Raw genomic sequence first — 21,619 nt, 5'->3', positions numbered from 1 at the left:
CCTGCTAGCCAGGACCTGCCACAAGAAGGTGGCCGAGACGCGCAGCGACCGCCGAGCTCCAACCTACCCGCCGCCCGCCGCGCCTGGCGCGGCGAGTGCCCATACTGAACGCGAAAAGCGCGGGAGAAGCTGGAGCCGGAGGTGAAGCCGCAGGCCAGGCCCACCGTGAGCACGTCCATATCGGTCTCGGTGAGCAGGTGCCGGGCCCGCTCCAGGCGCAGCTGCAGGTACCACTGGCGGGGCGAGGTACCGAGCTGCTGCTCGAAGAGCCGCTGCAGCTGGCGCGGCGAGACGCCGCTACGGCGGGCCACCTCGGCGAGCGATAGCGGCTCTTCCAGATGCCGCTCCATCAGTGCCACCGCCTCCACCAGGCGACGGTTATGGGTGCCGAGGCGGCGCGCCAAGGTCATGCGCTGCTGGTCGCGGCGGCTGCGCAGTCGTTCATGGATCAATTGCTCGGAGACGTCGATGGCCAGCCGTGCGCCATGGCGCCGGGAGATCACCTCCAGGGACAGGTCCATGGCCGCCGCGCCGCCGGCGCAGGAGAAGCGGCGCTCACGGATCTCGAACAGCTCGTCGGTGGTCTCGATGGTGGGGAAGCGCTCGCGGAAGGCGGGCAGGCTCTCCCAGTGCAAAGTCACCCGCTCACCCTCCAAGAGGCCCGCTGCGGCCAGCAGGAAGCAGCCGGTGTCGAGCCCCCCAGGGCACAGCCGGCCTGGTCGAGGCGGTGCAACCAGGCCATCAGCGGCCGGCTCAGGTGCGCCTCCGGCTCGAAACCGCTACACACCGCCAGGGCGGGCAGCCGCTTCACCTCGGCGATGGCCTGGTCGGCGAGCAAGGTCATGCCGTTAGAGGCGGTGACCGGCCCGCCGTCCTCGCTGATCAGAGTCCAGTCGAACAGCGGCCGGCCGCTGATGCGATTGGCGATGCGCAGCGGCTCCACCGCCGAGAAGAAAGCCATCATCGAGAAGCGGGGCAGCAGCAGGAAGCCGACGCTCTCGGGCAACGGCCCGCGATAGTCCAGGCGCATGGGCGACTCCTCTCGGCGCGCTTTTCCCGGCAGCATCGCCTGGCGGCGAGGCGCTGACTATGCGCAATACGTCATACTTTGTGGATAAGCCGCCAGACCTGAGGCGATAGAAGGCCCGTTGAAGGGGGTTAGTCCGCCTGGCGGGGGCGAGCCTTGCCCTTACCGGCATTGGCATCCCACAGCATCAGCAGCATGCACACCGCCAGCGCGGCGTAGAGGAACATGAAGCCGGCGGTACGGATGCCGATCCATTCGTTGCCGAGCACGAACATCAACGGCAGCACAGCGGCGAACAACCCGCCCAGGGTCAGCGCCAGCCCGCCGGCGTGGGCCATGTCGTCGCCGTGGTCGCGATGCAGCAGGCGCATCAGGCTGCCCTTGCCGACCCCCATGGCCAGCCCCATGACCGCGAGCAGCGCGGTGAAGCCACCCAGCGGCATGGAAAAGGCGAGCGCGATATCGCCGTGCACGCCGTGGATCTGCATGCTGAAGTCCGGATAGGAGAGCAGGAATAGGCACACCATCACGCAGGCGCTGACCCACCAGCGCAGGTCGCGGAAGTCGCGCCGATCGGCCAGCGCCCCGCCGACGATCTGACCGACGCCGCCCGGCAGGGTGAAGGCCAGCGCCCACAGTGCGGCCAGCTTGAGCGAAAGCTGATACTGCGCCGCCAGATACCCCGGCAACCACAGCGCCAGCGCCACGAAGGCGCCGTAGAAGAAGCTGTAGTAGAGCGCCAGGCGGCACACTGCCGGCGAAGGTAGCCATCGTCGCAGCGCTAGGGCGCGTTCGGGCCTGGGCTCGAATCCGACGAGATAGTCGGGCACGGCGGGCAGCGCCGCGCTCGGCGCATCCTCGGCGAATACCCACAGCAGCAGGGCCACCAGTAGCATCGGCATGAGGTAAAGCTTGGGTGCCATGGGCCAGCCGTAGGCCTGGCTGATCAAGGGCAGCAGGAAGTAGGTGAGCCCCGCCCCCAGCATGCCGGCACCGTAGAGCCCCAGCGCCAATCCAGCGTGGCGCCGCGGGCACAGCGAGGCGACGTAGACCAGGCCGGCAGCCAGCGAACCGGCACCCAGCCCCAGCCCGGCACCGGCCAGCAGGAACTCCAGGTAGACATCCGAATGGGCAATGCCCCACAGCAACGGGCAAATCAGCAGCAGACAGCCGATCATCACTCGCCGGCCGCCCACACGACGCGCCAGCAGCGCCATCGGCAGCGAAGCCAGCGCACCGGTGAACATCGGCATGGCCAGCAACATGGCGAACTGCACTTCGCCGAACAGCAGCACGCGCTTCAGCTCGACGCCCAGCACGGCGAAGATGGTCCAGCTGGCGAACACCAGCGCAAAGGCCAGCGGCGAGAGCAGCACGACCACCAGCGAGCGATAGTCGACATGCTGCCCCGGCGCCTGGAGCTTCCCAACATGGGTCATGAACGGTGGGTCTCGTGGTGTGGTCAGAGTGATTCTCGTTAACCCCGCCCTGTCGGGTCAAAAGGGCATACGAGGTACCTCTTTGGTGGCAGCCCGTCGGAACTCCCGGTAGGATGCCTCACCGTCCTTTGGGGTATCGCGTCGACATGGGGTTATAGTATCGACATGCCCCGCGCCTTTCTGGAGACGCCCGCCGTCAATGAAACTGCTGCAACGTTCCCTCGTGGCCCGCATCGTCGCCTCACTGCTGGCGATCAGCGCCATGGCTCTTATCAGCATCGTGGTGACCATGGCCGTTGCCGGCGGCAGCCGGGGCGATGCCGCGGCGATCAACGTCGCCGGCTCGCTGCGCATGAACACTTATCAGATCGTGGCCGCCCTGCAGCGTTACGAGCGGACTCCCTCCATGGAGCACCAGGCGGCGGTACACGTGCTCAAGCGCCGCTTCGAGGAGCGCCTGGCCAGCGATGAATTGACCAGCGCCATCCCTGTCTCCGAGGCTCACGAACTGCGTCGCCAATACCGCCTGGTACTGGCAAGCTGGCACAACGAACTGGCCCCGGAGGTCAACGAAGCCGTCGACAGCCGCACGGTGAACATCGAATCGCTCAATCGCACCCTGGACGGGCTGGTGAACGAGATCGACCTGATGGTCTCCCAGCTCGAGCAGAACAGCGAGGCCAAGATCCGCCTGCTCAGCGCCCTGCAGATCCTGTTCCTCGGCCTGACGGCGGTAGTCGTGGCCATCGCGCTGTATGATATCCGCCACAACCTGGTAACCCCGCTGCGCCAGTTGATGGTACTGGCGCGAGAAGCCGCGCAGCGCAACTTCTCCCTGCGCACCCAGCTCAAGGGCAGCGACGAACTGGCCATGCTCGGCCATACCTTCGACACCATGTCCGAGGAGCTGGGCGCGAGCTACGCCGACCTCGAGGCACGGGTGAAACGCAAGACCCAGGAGCTGGAGCGCAGCAGCAAGGTCATGCAGACGCTCCACGACGGCAGCCGCTCACTCTACGGCGGCGGCAACGACCTGTGCGCCAGCGCCGCACCCATGCTGCGCCAAGTGGCGGAACTCCTCGATATCGGCCCCATCCGGCTGTCGCTCAACGATCCGCACGACAATCGCCAGATTCCCGTCCTCGCCACTCACGCCGCGCGACGCCCGGACTTTTGCCGTGACCACGACTGCCACGCCTGCCTGATCTCCCCACGCCCTCTGCGTCTCTCTGACACCGAAGAGGGCGACTGCGTGCTGCTACCGGTCAGCGTGGGCGACGAGATGCTGGGTACCCTGGAGGTGTGGCATCCCAAGGAGCAGCGCCTCTCCGACAGCGTGCGTCGGCTGCTCAACGCCTTGGCCGACCAGCTGGCCACGGCAGTCTACCTGCAGCGACGCATCGAGGAGGAGCAGCAGGTCTCGCTGATGAACGAGCGCACCATCATTGCCCGCGAGCTGCACGACTCCCTGGCCCAGTCGCTCTCCTACCTGAAGATGCAGGTGGCAAGGCTGGAGCGCATGCAGGCCAAGGATGCCCCCAAGGAGATGCAGGCGGCGGTGTTCGACGAGCTGCGCACCGGGCTCAACAGCGCCTACCGCCAGCTACGCGAGCTGCTCACCACCTTCCGCCTCAAGCTCGAGGGGCCCGGACTTCAGACCGCCCTGCTGCAGACCACCGAAGAGTTCTCCGAGCGCATGGGCGCGCCGGTGGAGCTGCACTTCGACGTGCCGCCCCATCTGCTCAACCCCAATGAAGAGATCCACATGCTGCAGATCGCCCGAGAGGCGCTGAGCAACATTCACAAGCACGCCCAGGCGCACTGGGCCGCCGTCAGCGTAAAGTTCCACGAAGCCCGCATCCTGCTACGCATCGAGGACGACGGTGTGGGCCTGGAGAACGACGACTCGCCGCCCATGCACTATGGCCTCGTCATCATGCGCGACCGGGCCCACACTCTGAGCGGCGAGCTGAAGCTCTCCAACCGCACCGAGGGCGGCACTTGCGTGGAAGTGGTCTTCACGCCCCAGACGGCGCGCCTGATCACCCGCCAGCCGGCTGCCGAATCCACCCTTCACGACCAAGGAAACTGAGACCCATGGGCCAGTCAGTGAGCGAGACCCCCGCCAGTATCCTGATCATCGACGACCACCCGCTGCTGCGCCGTGGCGTCGCCCAACTGCTCGAACTGGAAGACGATCTCGAGCTGGTCGGCGACACCGGCGAGCCGGCTCAAGGCGTGCGCCTGGCCGCCGAGCTCGACCCCGACATGATCCTGCTCGACCTCAACATGCCGGGCATGGACGGTATCCAGACGCTCAAGGCGCTGCGCGAGGCGGGCTACGCCGGACGCATCGTGATGTTCACCGTCTCCGACCACGAGGATGACCTGGTGGCGGCCCTGCGCGGCGGCGCCGACGGCTACCTGCTCAAGGACATGGAGCCCGAGGAGATGGTGCGCCAGCTGCGCCAGGCCGCGCTGGGTCGCATGGTGGTGAGCGAAAGCCTTACCGCCCTGCTCGCCGAGGCGCTGCGCAACCAGCGCTCGGCGCCGACCACCCCGGACATCCACAGCCTGACCCAGCGCGAACGGGAGATCCTGCGCGAGCTGGCCGCCGGCCTCTCCAACAAACTCATTGCGCGCAAGCTCGACATCTCCGAGGGCACGGTGAAGGTGCACGTGAAACACCTGCTGAAGAAGCTAAATCTGCGCTCGCGGGTCGAGGCCGCGGTATGGGCCGTGCAGGAGGGGCTGGAATAAGGCTGAAATACCCCCTCATAGCAAGAGTGCGCGTCGATGTGATTCAACACTCAGGACGTCAATACGCAGACAGGCTCAGCCGGCCGATCACGTCAGGGCCTTTCGGCACGATACCGGCAGGATTGATGGCCTGATGGCTGAGATAGTAGTGGCTGACGATGTCGTCCATGCGAACCGTCTCGGCGACCCCCGGCAACGAATAGAAGCGTCGGGCAAAGGACCACAGCCGTGGATACTCGTAGGCATGACGCCAATTGCATTTGAAGTGCGTGTAATAGACCGCATCGAAGCGAATCAGCGTGACGAAGAGGCGTGCATCGACTTCCGTCAGTTGGCTTCCCAGTAGCCAGTCTTCATCCGGAAATGTCGCCTCCAGAATATCCAGTGCCTCGAAGAGCTCTGCAACGGCTCGATCATAATCCCACTGTCCTGCTGCGAAACCGGCACGATAGACGCTGTGATTGACGCTCTCTCGGATGAAGGCGCTGACCGTGTCGATTTCCTCGGCAAGCTCAGGAGGACGAAGCTGCGGGACGCCCCGGGTCAGGCCCTTGAATGCTGAATCCAGCATTCGGAAGATATCGCCCGAATCATTGCTGACGATCGTCTCTGAGAGCTTGTCCCATAGAACGGGCACCGTCACCTTGCCACTGTAAGCCGGGTCAGCACGCAAGTAGATATCCGCAAGGGTTTCGGCCTGCGATACCGGGTCCGGGGGGTCGAACCGCCAACCTCGCTCATCCTGATGAGGGGCGACACGGCTCACCGACACGATGCCCTGAAGTCGCTTCAGGGCACGTGCGATCAATACGTAGTGCGAGAAAGGACACGCATGGGAGACGAACAGGTGATAACGGCTCCGCTCCGGGGGAAAGGCCGCCCCATCCTGCTTCGATATCGAGTGGCGAAATTCACTCGCTGCCACCACCTGCCGCCCCTGCGACTCCGTCCGGGTTGCTCTGGCACTGAGGATCCGAGTGAGTCGGTCATTCATTCGATCCTCCTTCGCTCGCCAGCTTCGTGGCAATGCTTGCCACATGCCGTCCTTGAAACCTCGCGCCCTCCAACTCGGTAGCCGAAGGCTGGCGGCCATCATCCGCCCCCGAAATGGTGGCAGCGCCATAGGGAGAGCCGCCGAGAATCTCATCCATGCCCATCTGTCCCTCGAAGCTGTATGGCAGCCCGACGATCACCATTCCCAGATGTAGCAGTACCGTTTGAAAGGTGAGAATCGTCGATTCCTGGCCGCCGTGCTGGGAACCGGAGGAGGTAAAAACCGACCCGACCTTGCCGATGAACTTCCCCGCAAACCACAACGCCCCCGTCTGATCGAGGAAATTTTTCATTTGCGCCGTCATGTTTCCGTATCGGGTCGGTGTACCGAAAATGATGGCATCGTAGTCCGCAAGCTCCTCGACCGATGCAATCGGCGCCGCCTGGTCGAGCTTGTATTCCGCCGAGCGCGCCACTTCCAGCGGCACCAGCTCGGGAACGCGCTTGATCGTGACCTGGCTGCCGGCTTCTCGAACCCCCTCCGCGACGGCATATGCCATCGTTTCGATGTGCCCGTAGGAGGAATAGTAAAGCACCAGAACATTGGCCATTTGAAAACTCCCGCTATCAGCTTTGCTGTTGATACGGGAACCAGTGTAGTGTTGCTTGAAAAATCGGAAACAGCACGCAATGAATAACGGTGTTGACCAGAGGACAACACGATGCAGCCCGACTTCAATGCTCTCCTCACCTTTGCTCTGGTCGTGGAAACCGGCAATTTCACGAGAGCCGCCGAGCGGCTTGGTGTATCGAAATCGGTGGTGACTCGCCGCATTTCGGCACTGGAAGCCAGCCTCAACGTACGCCTGTTCAACCGCACGACGCACCACGTCATGCCGACCGATATCGCCGTTGCCTTTCATGAACGGGCCCGTCGCGTACTCGACGACCTCGACGAAGCCGTCGAGGCCGTCACCATGGCCTCCGACGCGCCGCGCGGGCTGGTACGCATCGCGGCTCCCCTCGCCTTTACCACCATGCACTTGATGCCGGCGATAGAGGAACTACTCGAACAGTATCCCCGGTTCGAAGTACAGATCGAGCAGGATGATCGCTACCTGGATCTCGTCGCCGAAGGCTTCGACATGGCCGTTCGCATCGGTGAACTCAAGGATTCGTCGCTGATTGCCCGACGTCTCGCCCCCATCCGTCGACTGGTCGTCTGCAGCCCCGAATACGCACGCCGACATGGCACTCCTGCCACGCCAAGGGACCTTCTCGACCACGATTGCCTTATCTATACCAACGCCACGCCGGCAGAGCAGTGGCGCTTTCTGATCGACGGCAAGTGGGAGTCGATCCGCGCCACGGGGCGGTTCAAGGGTAACAACGCCAGGATGCTGTGTGATGCTGCTCTTCGAGGGTTTGGTCTGGCGGCCCTACCCACCTTTGTGGCGGGGAAGGAAATCGATCGGGGGAATCTCGAGGCAGTGCTGCTGGACTATCCCCTGAGGGAGTCGACCCTCTATGCGGTCTACCCACCGACACGACGCCTGGCAGCCAAGGTGCGCACCGTGGTCGATTTCCTCGCCGAACGCTTCTCCGATCAGCCGTACTGGGAACCGCAACTCGCTAATCCGAATGAAACTTGATGGGTGACCTCACACATGGTCCACCGAAGAAGCTCGATCTGCGCTCGCGGGTGGAGGCTGCGGTGTGGGCTGTGCAGGAAGGCATCGATCGATAGGGGGTGGTTCTGTGTGGATACCTCCAAAGACTTCAAGGCGCCGGCAAGGCGCCATTTTCTTGCCGCGGCGTTTTTCACTTCATCGGAGAAACAATGACTTAGCCAAATACCCCTGCTACCTCTCAAGAGGTATTTTCCTGATTTTCCTGCGTTTTCGTCCGGTTTCGCCGTGTCATTGCCGGGCGTATCTTTGCCTCAACCGAACCTGAATTGATCCCGGTCAGGACGGATGTCGCAAGGCGGGATCAGCGAAACCTCAAGGGGAAAACGTCATGGCTAAATCGAGCGCCGATATCGGCAAGCTCGGTGCCGGCAGGCCAAAGAATGCCGACATCGAGCACTGGGATATCGAAAACGAGCAGTTCTGGGAGCAGGAAGGCAAGAAAGTCGCCTCCCGCAACCTGTGGATCTCCATCCCCAGCCTGCTGATGGGCTTCGCAGTGTGGATGATGTGGGGAATGATCACCACCCAGATGCAGAACCTGGGCTTCCCCTTCGCCGTCGACCAGCTCTTCATGCTGACCGCCATCGCCGGCCTCGCCGGTGCCACCCTGCGCATACCCGCCTCGTTCATGATCCGCATCGCCGGCGGGCGCAACACCGTGTTCCTGACCACTGCGCTACTAATGATCCCGGCCTTCGGCACCGGGGTCGCGCTGATGAACCCAGACACGCCGTTCTGGGTGTTCCAGACCCTGGCGCTGCTCTCGGGCATCGGCGGCGGCAACTTCGCCGCCTCGATGAGCAACATCTCGACCTTCTTCCCCAAGAAGCAGCAGGGCTATGCACTGGGCATGAACGCCGGCTTGGGTAACTTCGGCGTCACCACCATGCAGATCCTGATCCCGCTGGTGATGACCGTGGGCATCTTCGGTGCCATTGCCGGCGGCTCCATGGAACTCACCAGCGCCAGCGGCACACTGATCGGCCGCATCGAGGCGGGCACGCCGACCTGGATCCAGAACGCCGGCTTCATCTGGCTGGTGTTCCTGGTGCCGCTGGCCTTCCTCGGCTGGTTCGGCATGAACAACCTGCGCCCCATCACGCCCAACCCGGGCACGCCGCTGCAGGCCTTCGGCAAGATCCTCGGCCTCTACGGCGTGGGTGTCATCGCCACCGTGGTGGGTATCGTCACCCTGCAGTGGCTGGGCATGTGGGTCGCCCTGCCGGTCACCATCCTGCTGACCCTGGCGCTGATGCGCCTGATCCCCGGTGAGATCAAGCCCAACATCCAGAAGCAGTTCGCCATCTTCTCGAACAAGCACACCTGGTCGATGACGGTGCTCTACATCCTTACCTTCGGCTCGTTCATCGGCTTCTCCGCAGCGCTGCCGCTCTCGATCAACGTCATCTTCGGCAACATGATGGAAGTCGCCGCCGACGGCAGCGTAGCCCGCGTAGTCAACCCCAACGGCCCCAGCGCCCTGACCTGGGCCTGGATCGGCCCCTTCGTCGGCGCCCTGATTCGCCCCATCGGCGGCTGGATCTCCGACAAGGTGGGCGGCTCCATCGTCACCCAGGTGATCTCGGTGGTCATGGTGGTGGCCTCGGCGGTGACCGGCTACGTGATGATGCTGGCCTACAACTCCACCGATCCCAACAGCTACTTCGCCCTGTTCATGCTGCTGTTCGTGATCCTGTTCGCCGCCAGTGGCATCGGCAACGGCTCCACCTTCCGCAGCATCGGCGTGATCTTCGATGCCCAGCAGAAGGGCCCGGTGCTGGGCTGGACCTCCGCCGTGGCCGCCTACGGCGCCTTCATCGCCCCGGTGGTGATGGGCGGACAGATCCGCGCCGGCACCCCGGAGCTCGCCATGTACGGCTTCGCGATCTTCTACGCGGTGTGCCTGGTGATCAACTGGTGGTTCTACCTGCGCCCCAACGCCTACGTCAAAAACCCCTGATGCGGTCATCGGTGCTCTGGCCTGGGGCCAGAGCACACCCCACTACCTTGCCTTCTTCGGAGGGATGTCATGAAAGTCATGATCGCTTATGACGGCTCGCGCAACGCCAAACTGGCCCTGGCCCAGACCGTCAGCCTGTTTCGCTGCAACGCCCCCACGCTGATCCTGGTCGGCGTGGCGGAGAACCCCGGCGACGCCACCGATGCCAACGAGGAACTGTTCCAGCAGGAGTACGAGGAGTTGAAGGCGGCGCTGAAGGAAGGGGCCGACTTCGCCCATCAGGAGGGTTTCGAGGTCGACTGGGTGCTGGCCGAGGGTGACGCCCGCAAGATGCTGCTGCACGCCACCCAGAAACACCAGCCGGACGTATTGGTCATCGCCCGCCACAGCAGCAAGCCCGACGGCGGCATCATCGCCCAGTCACTGAGCTATTTCGTCGACGAACTCGACTACATGACCTTCGGCAAGGTCAGCTCTTTCCTGGCCCGGCGCGTCGAATGTCCGCTCCTGATCCTGCCGAGCCCCTGACGGCGATCCCGCCAAGCGTGGCCATACGAGTTCTTACTTCAGGATGATACGACCATGAAAGTGTCCGCCGTCTTCAAGTTCCGCAGCCCGGAGATCAGGGCCCTGCACCTGACCTGGATCGCGTTCTTCATCACCTTCTACGTGTGGTTCAACATGGCGCCCTTGGCATCGAGCATGCTCAAGAGCGTCGACTGGCTGACCCGCGACGACATCCGCCTGTTCGCCATCGTCAACGTGGCGCTGACCATCCCGGCACGCATCATCGTCGGCATGGCACTGGACCGCTTCGGCCCGCGCCGGGTGTTCTCGGTGCTGATGGTCGCCATGGCCGTTCCGGCGCTGGTGTTCGCCTTCGGCAATACCATGTCGCAGCTGTTGATCTCGCGCCTGGTGCTAAGCTCCATCGGCGCCAGCTTCGTGGTCGGCATCCACATGACCGCGCTGTGGTTCAAGCCCAAGGACATCGGCTTCGCCGAGGGCTTCTACGCCGGCTGGGGCAACTTCGGCTCCGCCGCCGCTGCCATGACGCTGCCCACCATTGCCTTGACCATGTTCGGCGGTGCCGACGGCTGGCGCTACGCCATCGGCATGAGCGCCATCGTGATGGCCGCCTACGGCGTGTTCTACTGGTTCGCCATCACCGACGGCCCCGACGCCCGCGCCCACCGCAAGCCGCGCAAGGCACTGGCAATGGAAGTGAGTTCCTGGGGCGACATGATCAAGCTGATCCTGTGGACCATTCCGCTGGTGGGCTGCCTGGCGATCCTGGTGTGGCGCATCGAAGGCATGGGCTATCTCTCCAGCACCGGCGCGCTGATCTGCTACGTGGTGATCGCCGCGGTGGTGATCTACCAGATCGTGCAGATCCTGCGGGTCAACGTGCCGATCCTCAAGAAGGGCGTGCCGGAGGATGACAAGTACTCCTTCAGCAGCGTGGCCGCGCTCAACAGCACCTACTTCGCCAACTTCGGCGCCGAGCTGGCGGTGGTCTCGATGCTGCCGATGTTCTTCGAGGAGACCTGGGGGCTGACCGCCGCCGCCGCCGGCCTGATCGCCGCCTCCTTCGCCTTCGTCAACCTGGTGGCGCGCCCCATGGGCGGCCTGGTCTCCGACCGCATGGGCAACCGCCGCTTCGTCATGCTCAGCTACATGTTCGGCATCGGTATCGGCTTCGTGCTGATGGGCATGCTCAACTCCAACTGGCCGCTGATCATCGCCATCGCCATCACCATCTTCACCTCCTTCTTCGTACAGGGGGCGGAGGGCGCCACCTTCGGCATCATTCCCTCGATCAAGCGCCGCATCACCGGCCAGATCTCGGGCATGGCCGGCGCCTACGGCAACGTGGGAGCGGTGGTCTACCTGACCATCTTCACCTTCGTCACCCCAACCCAGTTCTTCTACATCATCGCCGGCGGCGCCTTCCTCAGCTGGCTGATCTGCCTGATCTGGCTGAAGGAACCGGAAGGTGCGTTCGACGAGGAGTACTACGTCTCCTCGGTGGACCGCATGATCGAAGAGCAGGAACTGGCCGCGGCACAGGCGCAGGCCAAGTCATGACGGCGGGTTGATCGAGCCTGTAGGGCTCACCCAAGCGGCGACTTCGGTTGCCGCTTTTTTTGGCACCGAAACGGCAGCCGATGTAATACACCGGCTACCAAAGCAGGTCAGGCTTCGCTAAGCATCTGCTGATTTCGTGGGAATATTTTGTTCTCGAATTCTCGCAGGCAAGAATCCGCAGCAGCCATGAGTTCCTGCTTGAGTCGCTCAGCACCGTTTTCCAATAGCTCGGCATGGCTCGGTGAGTCATCGGTTTTACTTGGCCGTCTATTACAATAAGCTTCGGCTACAGCCTGCATCGACCGTGTATCGATCACTTTGAGCCTTGCGGAATATGCAACGTCATAGGTTCTCATGGCGGAAGGATAGTAGGAAAAGCCCCAACCCAGGGTTTCAACATCCACCAGCAAGTCGCTGGCCGCATAGTATCTTGACAGCCCTGCCACCCCCGTTTCCTTGGTCATGAAGTCGTTTTCGTCCACTTGCTCTATCCCAAACCGCTCGGCAAGTGATGCCGCCAACCCACTGCTTATATAGCCAGCCGGATCCTCGATCTCGTTCTCTTCAACGATGTTGTTCCCTGCTATCATCATCGCTGCAGCGCCTACCAGCCCGCCCACCATGGCTTTTCCGGCTGTCATGGCAAGAAAACTAGGTTTCTCTCGACTGGATGTCGTAATAGAGCTGGGAGAGGTCTGCTCTACCTGAGCGGTATCCATGGGTACTGTGTTGGTGCTGACGCAACCGACCAACATGAAACCCAAGAAAAGTGTTGTGATCCCTTTGTACATCTTACCACCCTTTTATAAAAATGTTTTTCACACCCTAATCCGGGTGTAGCAAGGAGTGCCGAAGGCACCCAATCCTGCCGGCCTCTGGAAGTTCCCCTCCATGGCGACATGTTCTAAAGATGACATGGGCCGGCCCTCCGCACAGCGGAAGGCATGCTGCTAGCGCTAGTGGTTCATATAGGCGCCCCTGCTTGGCTTACGTTAGTCTTCTTTTCGGCCATGGCGATGAAAACTTTAACGATTTAGCCAAAAAACAGGACCATAGGTTCGATTCAGAATTGTGATGGCTCACCTGAGATATAAACGGATAAATTTATGCAACCCCTCCCCACCTCAGCTGTCCCTTACCGATTTATTAGCCATAAAAATAAAATACCAAATAGCCAAAAACGGAAAAAACCAGAGCAATATTTCTAGCCACCACTCCATCTTTCATATAGGCACCTCCTGGACCTATGACCATATTCTTGTCATAAAGGTATGCCCACACCGACTGGCCAAATAAAAACTGGACAGCCAGAATGGCAAAGAACTCCACCCACCCCCCAAAAACGGAAAACAGCATTAAAAACAGCCCCTCCCACCATTAGACATACTACATAAAGACGCAACTTATTCCTTAACCCCACCCACCCAACCACCTCTTTTCCTCTATTACTCATCTTCACCCCTTAGGATACTGACTCCAGGGTAGATACCTCAGAAAAAATAAAAAAACATTGTAATATATCCTGCCACAGCAAACGCCACCACCCCCCTCGAATAGCTTTACCATCTTCTGGAGCAGCTCCTCCAGGCCATATTGTTTTATCATACAAACAAGCCACTATTGCTTGCCAAAACAACCAATGCCCCGCTAAAGCACCAAAAAAAATCGTCCACTCGCCCCAATAATGCCATATCGAATATACGACAGGCACTATAGCCAAAGCCCACACCACGAAAACTCTGTATCGGTTTCTGATTCTCAACCAGGCTGAGTCAGTGGCATTATTGCTCATCAATCGATCTCATTAAGTTTGCTCCATTTTCTATAACAGCATCCCACCTTCCCGTTAGATCTATCGCTGCAGCCATTCTCCTTGCCGCAGACGCAGGCAGCCCTCTTGCCTCGGCATATTTCTCAAAACCAGCGACCAGTGCCTCTTTAGAAGCTGCATGAGCAGCTTCTTCTCTTAGAAAGCCTTCATATAAGCTAAGGCCTGTAGAGCCGACCGATAAACCCAACCCTACTGGCGCCGAAGCTACTACGACACCAACTGTTGCCAATCGGCCTGCGTCACTCACTGTCTTGGCATCCAGCGCCCTCGCCCATGCCTGGGCCCCCGGATCGCTGTAATCGACGTTGGCACCCTGCGCATTACATTCCGCATTTCCACATGGGAAATGCGGGACATGGTAGATCTTTCCATCCACGACATAGCTGACCGTGTAGCGGCCCTCTTCGTCAAGTGGCCGCCCCGTCAAGCGATCCCGAGGTTGGCCTGGCGCGGCCTCTTCTGCCGGGAGTTGGTAGACAGGCGCACGATAGGGTGAGTTTTCCCCACCGGTCTGCTCGATGATATAGGCGATCAGCTCCGGCGGGGTATCGGTCGGTACTTGCTGGAACAGATAGCGAGTCGTGCCGTCCGGACCGGGTAGAGCGCGCCAGTCTCCGCCAAAGTCGAAATAGTTGGTATCTATGTCGGCAAGGTCGTGCAGATCAACGATGGTATTGGCGCCCCGGCCTTCGCCCAAGCCATCGTTATGCATGCCACGCATCGCCTGCTCAATCTCTTCCAGGGTAAAGCGCCCCTCGCTCAGATCCGCCAGATCCCTTGCCAGCTTGCGTTCTTCGGAGTGCAGTTGGCGGTTGTAGCTCTCCACCTGGCCGGCGATGAAGGCGCCGTCGTTGGCGTCGCCGCCGCTGAGCTCGGCCGCGACGATGCCCACCAGTTGAGCGATGGTGTTGCTCAGTTCCGGATTGGCGCGACCGTTCTCTACGAGGTGATGAACGAGCGCTTCGCTGGCGCCCGCGGCCAGGGCGCCGGTACGGAAGTCGCCGCCCATGGCTTCGGCAGTCAAGCCCCCAACCAAGGCATGCAGGGCGATCTTTTGCGGACTGCCCTCGTCCCAGCGGTTGTCGAAGGCACGGTCGCCCACGGCATTGAACAGCACACCGCTGGCGACATGGTGCACGGCGCTTTCGAGGCTGTCGCCGAAGTGATTGCGGTAGCTGCCTCCTTCTACGGCGCTGCGAATCCCCGCATCGATGACGGCCTGGCTGGCACGCTGCCCGGCGAAGCGGGCGATATCGCTCCCTTGGCCGAAGCTGAGGTTGAGGTTGTTAGTGGCACCGGTGATGGGGTTGGTCTGCGTTCCCCACACCTGATCGGTCATGCCGCGGGTGGCACCGGCCGTCACGCCGGCGATGGCGGCATTGCGCAGGCTGCCGGAGGAGAAGGTGTCACTGAAGGTGGCGCCAAGGTCGCCGCGGTTGTTGATGACACTCACCGCAGCGGTACCGGCCAGCGAGCCGGCGGCCGCGCTCGCCCCCACGGCCACTGCGCCGGCGCTCGCACCGCCCAAGGCCCCCAGGGCGTAGTACTGACCGGTAGCCGAGGCAACGATGGCCACCACCAGCGCCGCGCCTGCTCCTAGCCCGGATTGTTCGTAGTCCCAGCTGTCGTGAAAGGCCTTGACCTGCCGCCAGTCGATGTCGCCACGCTCTTCCATCTCCTGCAGCCAGGCGAGGTCGGGGTTGGCGGCGACCATGGCGTCGATGGTCTGGCTGACGCTGCGACGGTCGATCTTCTCCACGTCGATCTGGAGGCCTTCGGCGGCCTGGATGATGAGCTCGCCCTGGGCCACCAGTTCGCTGTGGCGCAGCGTCTCGCGGGTGAAGCCTTCGCCGGAGGCGGATTGCCAAGCGAAGCTGCTCTTGCTGCGCTCGTGGGATTCGGTGTGCACGTCGCTGGCGGTTTCGAAGCGGATGCTGCCGCCGCTTTGCAGGGTGATGTCGCCATCGGCTTCCAGGCGGGCGGCCCGGTAGGTCTGGTCCTGCCCGCTGGCGATCAGCAGGTCGCCGCCGGTGGTGACTTGGCTGCCGATGGCGCGGGTGTGGCTGACTTCGTCGCGCTGGGTGCGGCTGCCGCCGAACGTGCCACGGCGGCGCGATTCGTAGAGGGAGTAGCCATGCTCCTGGGCGGTGAGGAGTTCGATGTCGCCACCGGCCAGCAGCGAGGCCTCGTTACCTGCCTGCAGACGGCTGGCGGTCAGGCGATGGCGCCGCCGTTCAGGCGGGTACGACCATCGATGTCGACCTGGTAGCCGCAATCGCCGGTGAAGATACCGCTCTGCTCGATGACACTGGCGTAGCTGGCGTCGACCCGCTGGTCGCTCAGGTTCAGGCTAACATTGCAAGTTGTGTTTAGCGAGTCGATAGTGGCTTGTGTCAGGTGAACACCATCACTGTACACATTTCAGCATCGCGGCAAGCATTTTATCGGGCGGCCTCAGCCTACCCGACAAGATGCAATAAACTCGGTTGTTAAAGATCGCGACACGATAGCAATTGCAGTGCGTCATGAGAAAAACAACTGATGAACCAAGCGTAACACCAAACATTGAGACTGTCATACTTTGATGAAATCCACCAGCCCCAACAAAGCCCACTTAATTTCCAGCCCTCCTATCAGAGGCCAATAAACTTCTTTGAGCAGCGTATCTTCAAAATTCAAAGAAGACCCAATTTCTCCCGTATCTCCGCCTCGCTCATTCCATAATTTTCTTTCGCATATTGGTAACCGACCTCAACTTCTACAGTTTCAGCACTTCCCCATCTGTCAGCCTCAAAACCTTGACGTAGCTCCATCAATGACCCACAGATCTTGCACCCTACAAGACTATAGGATGCAGTCCCATCATCTGGATATTCAGGACTTGGCTTTTCTGCCAAGTATTTTATATTTTTAAGCTTGCACTTAGGCTCACATTTCTTCGATTCCACAACCAATTCCTCAGTCAAATTCCTTGAGCGCTCTTAACCGCCAGTTCACGATATCATCACTTGTTATCCCAGGAAAATTAAATTCCCTCTGCCCACTCAGCGTTTTTCCTCCGACACGGAACAACGGATCATCGAACTGCAACAAATTTTGCAACCTGGAAGTATCTTTGAGCTGAAATTCAAGGATGAAATCTGGCTCGTAACGAATGTCTAAAGCTTTTTGGAGGTCTCTTGCGTTCGTGAACCTGTAAAGCTCTTCCGCCGAGCCAAGGAAGCCAGCGCCATCAGGGAAGCCATCCACAGGGCGACCTCCAAAGCTAATGGGAAGGTCCTCTTGCATTTTTAACGCGTCTCTAAGAGTAATGGTGCGGGAGAAATAACCATCACTTGGGAGGCCATATTCACCCCAGAGAGAGATGTCATAGCTCAGCGGTACAGTATTAGAGGAAGAAGCCCAGTACTCAAGATTGTTGTTTGGAACGCCCGCCCTATCCTGCACCCGGCTCCCAGAAAAGTCACCTCCGCCCGCCATGCCTGACCGGCTGGTGACAACACTCTTGGCCAGCCTCGGCAGACTTGCCACCAGTCCAGCGGTGCCCAGCAGTAGCGACTCGTTTTCTAGCGCGACACGTACTCTCAGCCTGTCGGCTTCATCCAGCCGCCCTGCCTGCTCCAGCGCATCGGCCTGGGCCAGCTGTTCGTGGGCACTCTCGGTAATGTAGTTCGCCGGATTGGTGAATAAGGCCTTTATCTCTTGGCCCATCTCCCGCAGTAGCGCTTGAGATTCTTCGTCACCCAGCAGCGCTTGCCCGACCAGCTGTCCCACTATGGCGGGTGCGTTGATAGAGTCTACCACCATCTCCGTGAGGGCTTCGGCACCAATACGCTCCATGCGCTGCTGCTGGTGCTGGCCATACTGGCTCGCCGTATGGAGGTACTCGGCAAAGACCGTGTCTCGGTCCTCTCGACCCAGTGTCACGTCCTGCCAGCTATTCATGGCAACCTGCAGCAAGGCCCGTTCGTAGCTGCAGGCTTGTGCCGAGCCGCCTTGGCCACAGGCTTCCTCCAGCGCACGGTCACGCGACTGGCTGAGTGTTTGAATCGCCAGACGTTCCTCCTCCAGAGCTTGGCGCTGTGCCGCTGTGAGGTTGTCGTCTTCCAGTAGGCGATTCAGTTCTTGTAGCCGCTTGGCTTCCGGGTGCGCCAGGTAGTTATACCGCGTCGCCTGCGCGGCGATCTCGGCTCCCTGGTGCACGTCGCCGTTTACCAGCTCGGCGGCGACGATACCCACCAGCTGCGAGGCGGTGGTCAAGAAGAGGGTTCGCGTTTCGGGGTCGCTGCCCAGTTGGCTGTCCAGGTACTCCACCAGGGCTTCATTGGCGCCAGCGGCCATGGCGCCGGTCTTGAAGTCGCCGCCCATGGCTTCTGCCACCATCCCACCCGTCAACGCATGTAGGGCAATTTTTTCGGGGCTGCCGTTAGCGTAACGGCCATGGCTGAAGTCGCCCACGGCGTTGAACAGTACGCCACTGGCGACGTGGTGCACGGCGCTTTCGAGGCTGTCGCCGAGGTGATTGCGGTAGCTGCCGCCTTCCACGGCGCTGCGAATCCCCGCATCGATGACGGCCTGGCTGGCACGCTGCCCGGCGAAGCGGGCGATATCGCTCCCTTGGCCAAAGCTGAGGTTGAGGTTGTTGGTGGCACCGGTGGTGGGGTTGGTCTGCGTTCCCCACACCTGATCGGTCATGCCGCGGGTGGCACCGGCCGTCAAGGCGGCGGTGGCGGCGCTGCGCAGGCTACCACTGGAGAAAGTATCGCCAAGGGCGGTACCCAGGTCGCCGCGATTGTTGACCAGGCTGACCGCGCCGGTACCGGCCAGCGAGCCGGCACCGGCCGTCACCATGCTGGCGGCCAGGCCGCCTTCGGCCAGCCCCAGCAAGCCGGAGGCCGCCGGGCCGGCCCAGGCAGCGGCGACGATGGCAATGGCCAGCGCCGCGCCTGCTCCAAGCCCGGACTGTTCATAGTCCCAGCTGTCGTGGAAGGCCTTGACCCGGCGCCAGTCGATGTCGCCGCGCTGCTCCATCTCCTTCAGCCAGGCGAGGTCGGGGTTGGCCGCGACCATGGCGTCGATGGTCTGGCTGACGCTGCGCCGGTCGATCTGCTCCACGTCGATCTGGAGGCCGTCGGCGGCCTGGATGATGAGCTCGCCCTGGGCCACCAGTTCGCTGTGGCGCAGCGTCTCGCGGGTGAAGCCTTCGCCGGAGGCGGATTGCCAAGCGAAGCTGCTCTTGCTGCGCTCGTGGGATTCGGTGTGCACGTCGCTGGCGGTTTCGAAGCGGATGCTGCCGCCGCTTTGCAGTTCGATGTCGCCATCGGCTTCCAGGCGGGCGGCCTGGTAGGTCTGGTCCTGCCCGCTGGCGATCAGCAGGTCGCCGCCGGTGGTGACTTGGCTGCCGATGGCGCGGGTCTTGCTGACTTCGTCGCGCTGGGTGCGGCTGCCGCCGAACGTGCCGCGGCGGCGCGATTCGTAGAGGGAGTAGTCGTGCTCCTGGGCGGTGAGGAGTTCGATGTCACCCCCGGCCAGCAGGGCGGCGCTCTCGCCGGCCTGCAGGCGGCTGGCGGTCAGGCGCAGGTCTTCGCCCGCGGTGAGGCTGAGGTTGCCCCCCGCGGCGAAGTCGCTACCCTGCACGCGGCTCTGGCTGTCAATGGTGTGGGTTCGGCGGGTGCGCCGCTCTTCGTACTGGCTGGACTGTCCCGCCTCGATCTCGATGTTGCGCCCGGCGATGACGCCCAGGTCGCCTTCGGCGCTGACGTCGGCGGCGCGGGCGTAGAGGTCCTGGCCGGCCATCAGGCTGAGGTCGTTGCCGATGGCGAGCGTGGTGCCGGCCTCCTGCTGGTGGCTGCGCTGGAGGCGGGGTTGCCGCGCAGGTCGCTGCCCGTGGCCAGGGTGGCCAAGGCCAGGTCGCGGCCGGCGGCGATCAGGCCGTTGCCGCCGGCGCTGACGTCGACCGCGGCGAGGCTGAGGTCGCGCCCGGCGTTGAGGAGCAGGTCCTGGCCGGCGGTCAGCGTGGCCTGGTGGTCGATGTCGGCCGTCTTGAGGGTCACTCTGCCGTAGCGGTTGGACTGAGTGTCGAGGATGCTGGCGATGTTCAGGTCGCGACCGGCGCCCAGCGCCAGGCTGCCGGCCGAGTCGAGGGCGGCGCCGGCGATGGTGAGGTCGCGTCCGGCACCGGCTTGCAGCAGGCCGTCGCGATCCGTGACCGTGAGCGTGGTCTGCCGCCCCGCCTGGCTGGTCAGCGCGAGGTCGCGGCCGGCCTGCAGGGTCAGTTCACGCTCGGCGCTCACACCGCCCCCTTGCAGGGCGAGGTCGCGGCCGGCGAACAGCGTGACGGCGCGGCCGTCGATGTCGCCGCCCCGGTTGAGCAGGTCGCTGGCGGCGGTCAGCGTGACGTCGTCGCCTGAGATGCGTCCGTTGAGGTTGGCGATACGATCGGCAGAGACGGTCACGCCCTGGCGGCCGGCCAGCGCGCCGGAGTTGATCAGCTCGCCGGCCACGTTGAGGTCCAGGGCGCTGCCGGCGATCAGGGTGCCGTCGCCGCGCAGGTCGCCGTCGCGCACCCGGGCGTAGACCTGGGGCACCAGCACCTTGACCGTGCTGCCGTCCGCCAGGGTCACCGTCTGCTCCACCAGCCACACGATGTCGCTGGTCAACTGGGCCATCTGCTCGGCGGTGAGGGCCACGCCGGGGCGCAGGCCGTGCGCCTTGGCGAAGGTCGCGGCGTTGTTCATCAGCGCGGCGTACTGCGCCTCGTCGTCGGCATAGCCTTCGAGGAAGCGCTGCCCGGTCAGCTGGGTGACCTGCTCGCGGATCAGGCGCTGCTCATAGAAACCGTCGCCCAGGCGCTTCTGGGTCATGGCCGGGTCGGGATGCAGGGCCGAGAGCAGGTAGTCGGAGCTGAGCCACTGGCGCTGGTTGGTGAAGCGCGGATCGGTCTCGACCAGCGGCCGGATGCCGGTGGGCTTGAGCTGGAACAGGCTGTTGCTGGGCAGCTGGAGCTGGGGCGTCAGGGTGCGGATGACGTCGCCGGCACCGCTCATGGCCTGGCGGTCGATGGCCAACTCGCCAGCCTGATGCGATGACGCACTGCCCGCCTGGCGCTCGATCAGCTGTGCCTCGGCCGATTGCCGATTCGCCTGAGCCTGGCTGCCGACTGCCGAGGTATCGACCAGGTGCAGGTCACCGGAGCGCGACGTGATAGCGGCGGGCACGCGTGCCGGCACTTCGATCATGCCTCCGCCCACATTGACGTTACCGGCACCTGACGTGATGGTGCCGGTGCTGGAGGCGGAGCCGTTGATGGTGACGTTATGTTGTGCGGCGTTGAGTTGGGTGCCGGTGCCGGCCAGGTTGCGGTTGCCTCCGAAATCGCCTGCGTTTAAATTAATCGTAGTCGTACTTGAGCCGCCGCTATAGTTTTCCCACTCAGTCCAATAGCGAGTTATATCGCCAGTATTATTTTCTTGATGAAATTGCTCCCAGTAGCTCCACCTAACCTTTCCTGACTCCTGTACCCTTCGCTCTCCAAGTGCCTCGACGTTATTAAGGCTAGTCAAATAAGTCGCAAGCACCCCTCCTGACAGCACCTTACTTTTATCATTGACGAGTGAACCACCTGAGATTGCTAGATTACCACCAGACAGTATTTCTCCCGGCAAAGAGGCTATTACTCTACTCGTATACTCAATGCGTTCCAGCTCGTACTCCCACCAATGCATCACCTCTTGGCCGGTAGCTTCATGAACATAAGCGAGAACACAACTCCTTGAACGCCTATGACAACCCGTAGTTGCATAAAATTCGTCTAGAGGCCTTTTATCTGAC

16 protein-coding genes and 2 pseudogenes are annotated in these 21,619 nt (G+C 62.2%); 6 read left to right on the top strand and 12 right to left on the bottom strand.

Features of this window, described 5'->3' with window-relative positions; translation table 11 throughout:
- Positions 1–74: 74 nt before the first annotated feature.
- A pseudogene (locus EKK97_RS01440) lies at positions 75–1,030 on the bottom strand (GlxA family transcriptional regulator); the annotation flags it as partial.
- A 128-nt stretch (positions 1,031–1,158) separates the two neighbouring features.
- Positions 1,159–2,466, bottom strand: a complete 1,308-nt coding sequence (locus tag EKK97_RS01435) for an MFS transporter (protein WP_159548225.1) — start codon at positions 2,464–2,466, stop codon at positions 1,159–1,161.
- A 199-nt stretch (positions 2,467–2,665) separates the two neighbouring features.
- Between EKK97_RS01435 and EKK97_RS01430 the strand changes: the two genes are divergently transcribed.
- Both EKK97_RS01430 and narL read left to right on the top strand, forming a co-directional pair.
- On the top strand, positions 2,666–4,558 hold the full coding sequence (locus EKK97_RS01430; protein ID WP_159548223.1) for a histidine kinase: 1,893 nt from the start codon (positions 2,666–2,668) through the stop codon (positions 4,556–4,558).
- 5 nt (positions 4,559–4,563) lie between these two features.
- On the top strand, positions 4,564–5,226 hold the full coding sequence (gene narL, locus EKK97_RS01425) for a two-component system response regulator NarL (RefSeq protein WP_159548221.1): 663 nt from the start codon (positions 4,564–4,566) through the stop codon (positions 5,224–5,226).
- A 58-nt stretch (positions 5,227–5,284) separates the two neighbouring features.
- Here the strand turns inward: narL and EKK97_RS01420 are convergent, their stop codons facing one another.
- On the bottom strand, positions 5,285–6,220 hold the full coding sequence (locus tag EKK97_RS01420; RefSeq protein WP_159548219.1) for a glutathione S-transferase family protein: 936 nt from the start codon (positions 6,218–6,220) through the stop codon (positions 5,285–5,287).
- Positions 6,213–6,830: an NAD(P)H:quinone oxidoreductase gene (gene wrbA, locus EKK97_RS01415; protein WP_159548217.1), complete on the bottom strand. Its 618-nt coding sequence runs from the start codon at positions 6,828–6,830 to the stop codon at positions 6,213–6,215. Before wrbA ends, EKK97_RS01420 begins: the two co-directional genes overlap by 8 nt.
- 111 nt (positions 6,831–6,941) lie before the next feature.
- On the opposite strand from wrbA, the gene EKK97_RS01410 reads away from it, so the two are divergent.
- The 4 genes from EKK97_RS01410 to EKK97_RS01395 all read left to right on the top strand — a co-directional run bounded on the left by EKK97_RS01410 (position 6,942) and on the right by EKK97_RS01395 (position 11,958).
- The gene (locus EKK97_RS01410) at positions 6,942–7,871 is read left to right on the top strand and encodes a LysR family transcriptional regulator (protein ID WP_159548215.1); all 930 of its coding nucleotides are present in this window, start codon (positions 6,942–6,944) and stop codon (positions 7,869–7,871) included.
- A gap of 367 nt (positions 7,872–8,238) precedes the next feature.
- Positions 8,239–9,870 (top strand): MFS transporter, encoded by a 1,632-nt coding sequence (locus EKK97_RS01405; protein WP_159548213.1) that lies wholly within the window; start codon positions 8,239–8,241, stop codon positions 9,868–9,870.
- Positions 9,871–9,939: 69 nt separating this feature from the next.
- Positions 9,940–10,398, top strand: coding sequence for a universal stress protein (locus EKK97_RS01400; protein WP_159548211.1), 459 nt, complete (start codon positions 9,940–9,942; stop codon positions 10,396–10,398).
- Between the two features lie 54 nt (positions 10,399–10,452).
- Positions 10,453–11,958 carry an MFS transporter gene (locus EKK97_RS01395; RefSeq protein ID WP_159548209.1) on the top strand — a complete coding sequence of 502 codons (1,506 nt, stop codon included), beginning with the start codon at positions 10,453–10,455 and terminating at the stop codon, positions 11,956–11,958.
- A gap of 107 nt (positions 11,959–12,065) precedes the next feature.
- Here the strand turns inward: EKK97_RS01395 and EKK97_RS01390 are convergent, their stop codons facing one another.
- The 8 genes and pseudogenes from EKK97_RS01390 to EKK97_RS26025 form a co-directional block, all read right to left on the bottom strand.
- A complete protein-coding gene (locus EKK97_RS01390; protein ID WP_159548207.1) occupies positions 12,066–12,749 on the bottom strand; it encodes a hypothetical protein in 684 nt (227 codons plus the stop codon).
- A 355-nt stretch (positions 12,750–13,104) separates the two neighbouring features.
- Entirely contained in the window at positions 13,105–13,314 is a 210-nt protein-coding gene (locus tag EKK97_RS01385; protein WP_159548205.1) for a hypothetical protein, read from the bottom strand.
- Positions 13,315–13,739: 425 nt separating this feature from the next.
- Entirely contained in the window at positions 13,740–16,064 is a 2,325-nt protein-coding gene (locus EKK97_RS01380; RefSeq protein WP_159548203.1) for a DUF637 domain-containing protein, read from the bottom strand.
- On the bottom strand, positions 16,004–16,207 hold the full coding sequence (locus tag EKK97_RS01375) for a hypothetical protein (RefSeq protein WP_159548201.1): 204 nt from the start codon (positions 16,205–16,207) through the stop codon (positions 16,004–16,006). The genes EKK97_RS01380 and EKK97_RS01375 overlap by 61 nt, the downstream gene beginning before the upstream one ends.
- Positions 16,208–16,464: 257 nt before the next feature.
- A complete protein-coding gene (locus EKK97_RS01370) occupies positions 16,465–16,737 on the bottom strand; it encodes a hypothetical protein (protein WP_159548199.1) in 273 nt (90 codons plus the stop codon).
- Between the two features lie 10 nt (positions 16,738–16,747).
- Positions 16,748–19,585 carry a DUF637 domain-containing protein gene (locus EKK97_RS01365; protein WP_159548197.1) on the bottom strand — a complete coding sequence of 946 codons (2,838 nt, stop codon included), beginning with the start codon at positions 19,583–19,585 and terminating at the stop codon, positions 16,748–16,750.
- On the bottom strand, positions 19,585–21,027 hold the full coding sequence (locus EKK97_RS01360) for a beta strand repeat-containing protein (protein WP_236551345.1): 1,443 nt from the start codon (positions 21,025–21,027) through the stop codon (positions 19,585–19,587). The genes EKK97_RS01365 and EKK97_RS01360 overlap by 1 nt, the downstream gene beginning before the upstream one ends.
- 318 nt (positions 21,028–21,345) lie before the next feature.
- Positions 21,346–21,513: pseudogene (locus tag EKK97_RS26025) on the bottom strand (hypothetical protein); the annotation flags it as partial.
- Positions 21,514–21,619: the final 106 nt, after the last annotated feature.

This window comes from Billgrantia tianxiuensis, assembly GCF_009834345.1.
In the GTDB taxonomy this organism is placed as follows: domain Bacteria; phylum Pseudomonadota; class Gammaproteobacteria; order Pseudomonadales; family Halomonadaceae; genus Halomonas; species Halomonas tianxiuensis.
The sequence above is the reverse complement of the archived record's forward strand: the minus strand, read 5'-3'. Positions and strand labels throughout refer to the sequence as shown.

What these genes read in the sequence shown, in the direction of transcription:
- EKK97_RS01400 (WP_159548211.1), top strand. Translation starts at nt 9,940, where the DNA reads ATGAAAGTCATGATCGCTTATGACGGCTCGCGCAACGCCAAACTGGCC.
- EKK97_RS01385 (WP_159548205.1), bottom strand. Translation starts at nt 13,314, where the DNA reads ATGCTGTTTTCCGTTTTTGGGGGGTGGGTGGAGTTCTTTGCCATTCTG.
- EKK97_RS01435 (WP_159548225.1), bottom strand. Translation starts at nt 2,466, where the DNA reads ATGACCCATGTTGGGAAGCTCCAGGCGCCGGGGCAGCATGTCGACTAT.
- EKK97_RS01365 (WP_159548197.1), bottom strand. Translation starts at nt 19,585, where the DNA reads ATGGCCGGCCAGGACCTCTACGCCCGCGCCGCCGACGTCAGCGCCGAA.
- EKK97_RS01360 (WP_236551345.1), bottom strand. Translation starts at nt 21,027, where the DNA reads ATGATCGAAGTGCCGGCACGCGTGCCCGCCGCTATCACGTCGCGCTCC.
- EKK97_RS01390 (WP_159548207.1), bottom strand. Translation starts at nt 12,749, where the DNA reads ATGTACAAAGGGATCACAACACTTTTCTTGGGTTTCATGTTGGTCGGT.
- EKK97_RS01410 (WP_159548215.1), top strand. Translation starts at nt 6,942, where the DNA reads ATGCAGCCCGACTTCAATGCTCTCCTCACCTTTGCTCTGGTCGTGGAA.
- wrbA (WP_159548217.1), bottom strand. Translation starts at nt 6,830, where the DNA reads ATGGCCAATGTTCTGGTGCTTTACTATTCCTCCTACGGGCACATCGAA.
- narL (WP_159548221.1), top strand. Translation starts at nt 4,564, where the DNA reads ATGGGCCAGTCAGTGAGCGAGACCCCCGCCAGTATCCTGATCATCGAC.
- EKK97_RS01405 (WP_159548213.1), top strand. Translation starts at nt 8,239, where the DNA reads ATGGCTAAATCGAGCGCCGATATCGGCAAGCTCGGTGCCGGCAGGCCA.
- EKK97_RS01430 (WP_159548223.1), top strand. Translation starts at nt 2,666, where the DNA reads ATGAAACTGCTGCAACGTTCCCTCGTGGCCCGCATCGTCGCCTCACTG.
- EKK97_RS01395 (WP_159548209.1), top strand. Translation starts at nt 10,453, where the DNA reads ATGAAAGTGTCCGCCGTCTTCAAGTTCCGCAGCCCGGAGATCAGGGCC.
- EKK97_RS01420 (WP_159548219.1), bottom strand. Translation starts at nt 6,220, where the DNA reads ATGAATGACCGACTCACTCGGATCCTCAGTGCCAGAGCAACCCGGACG.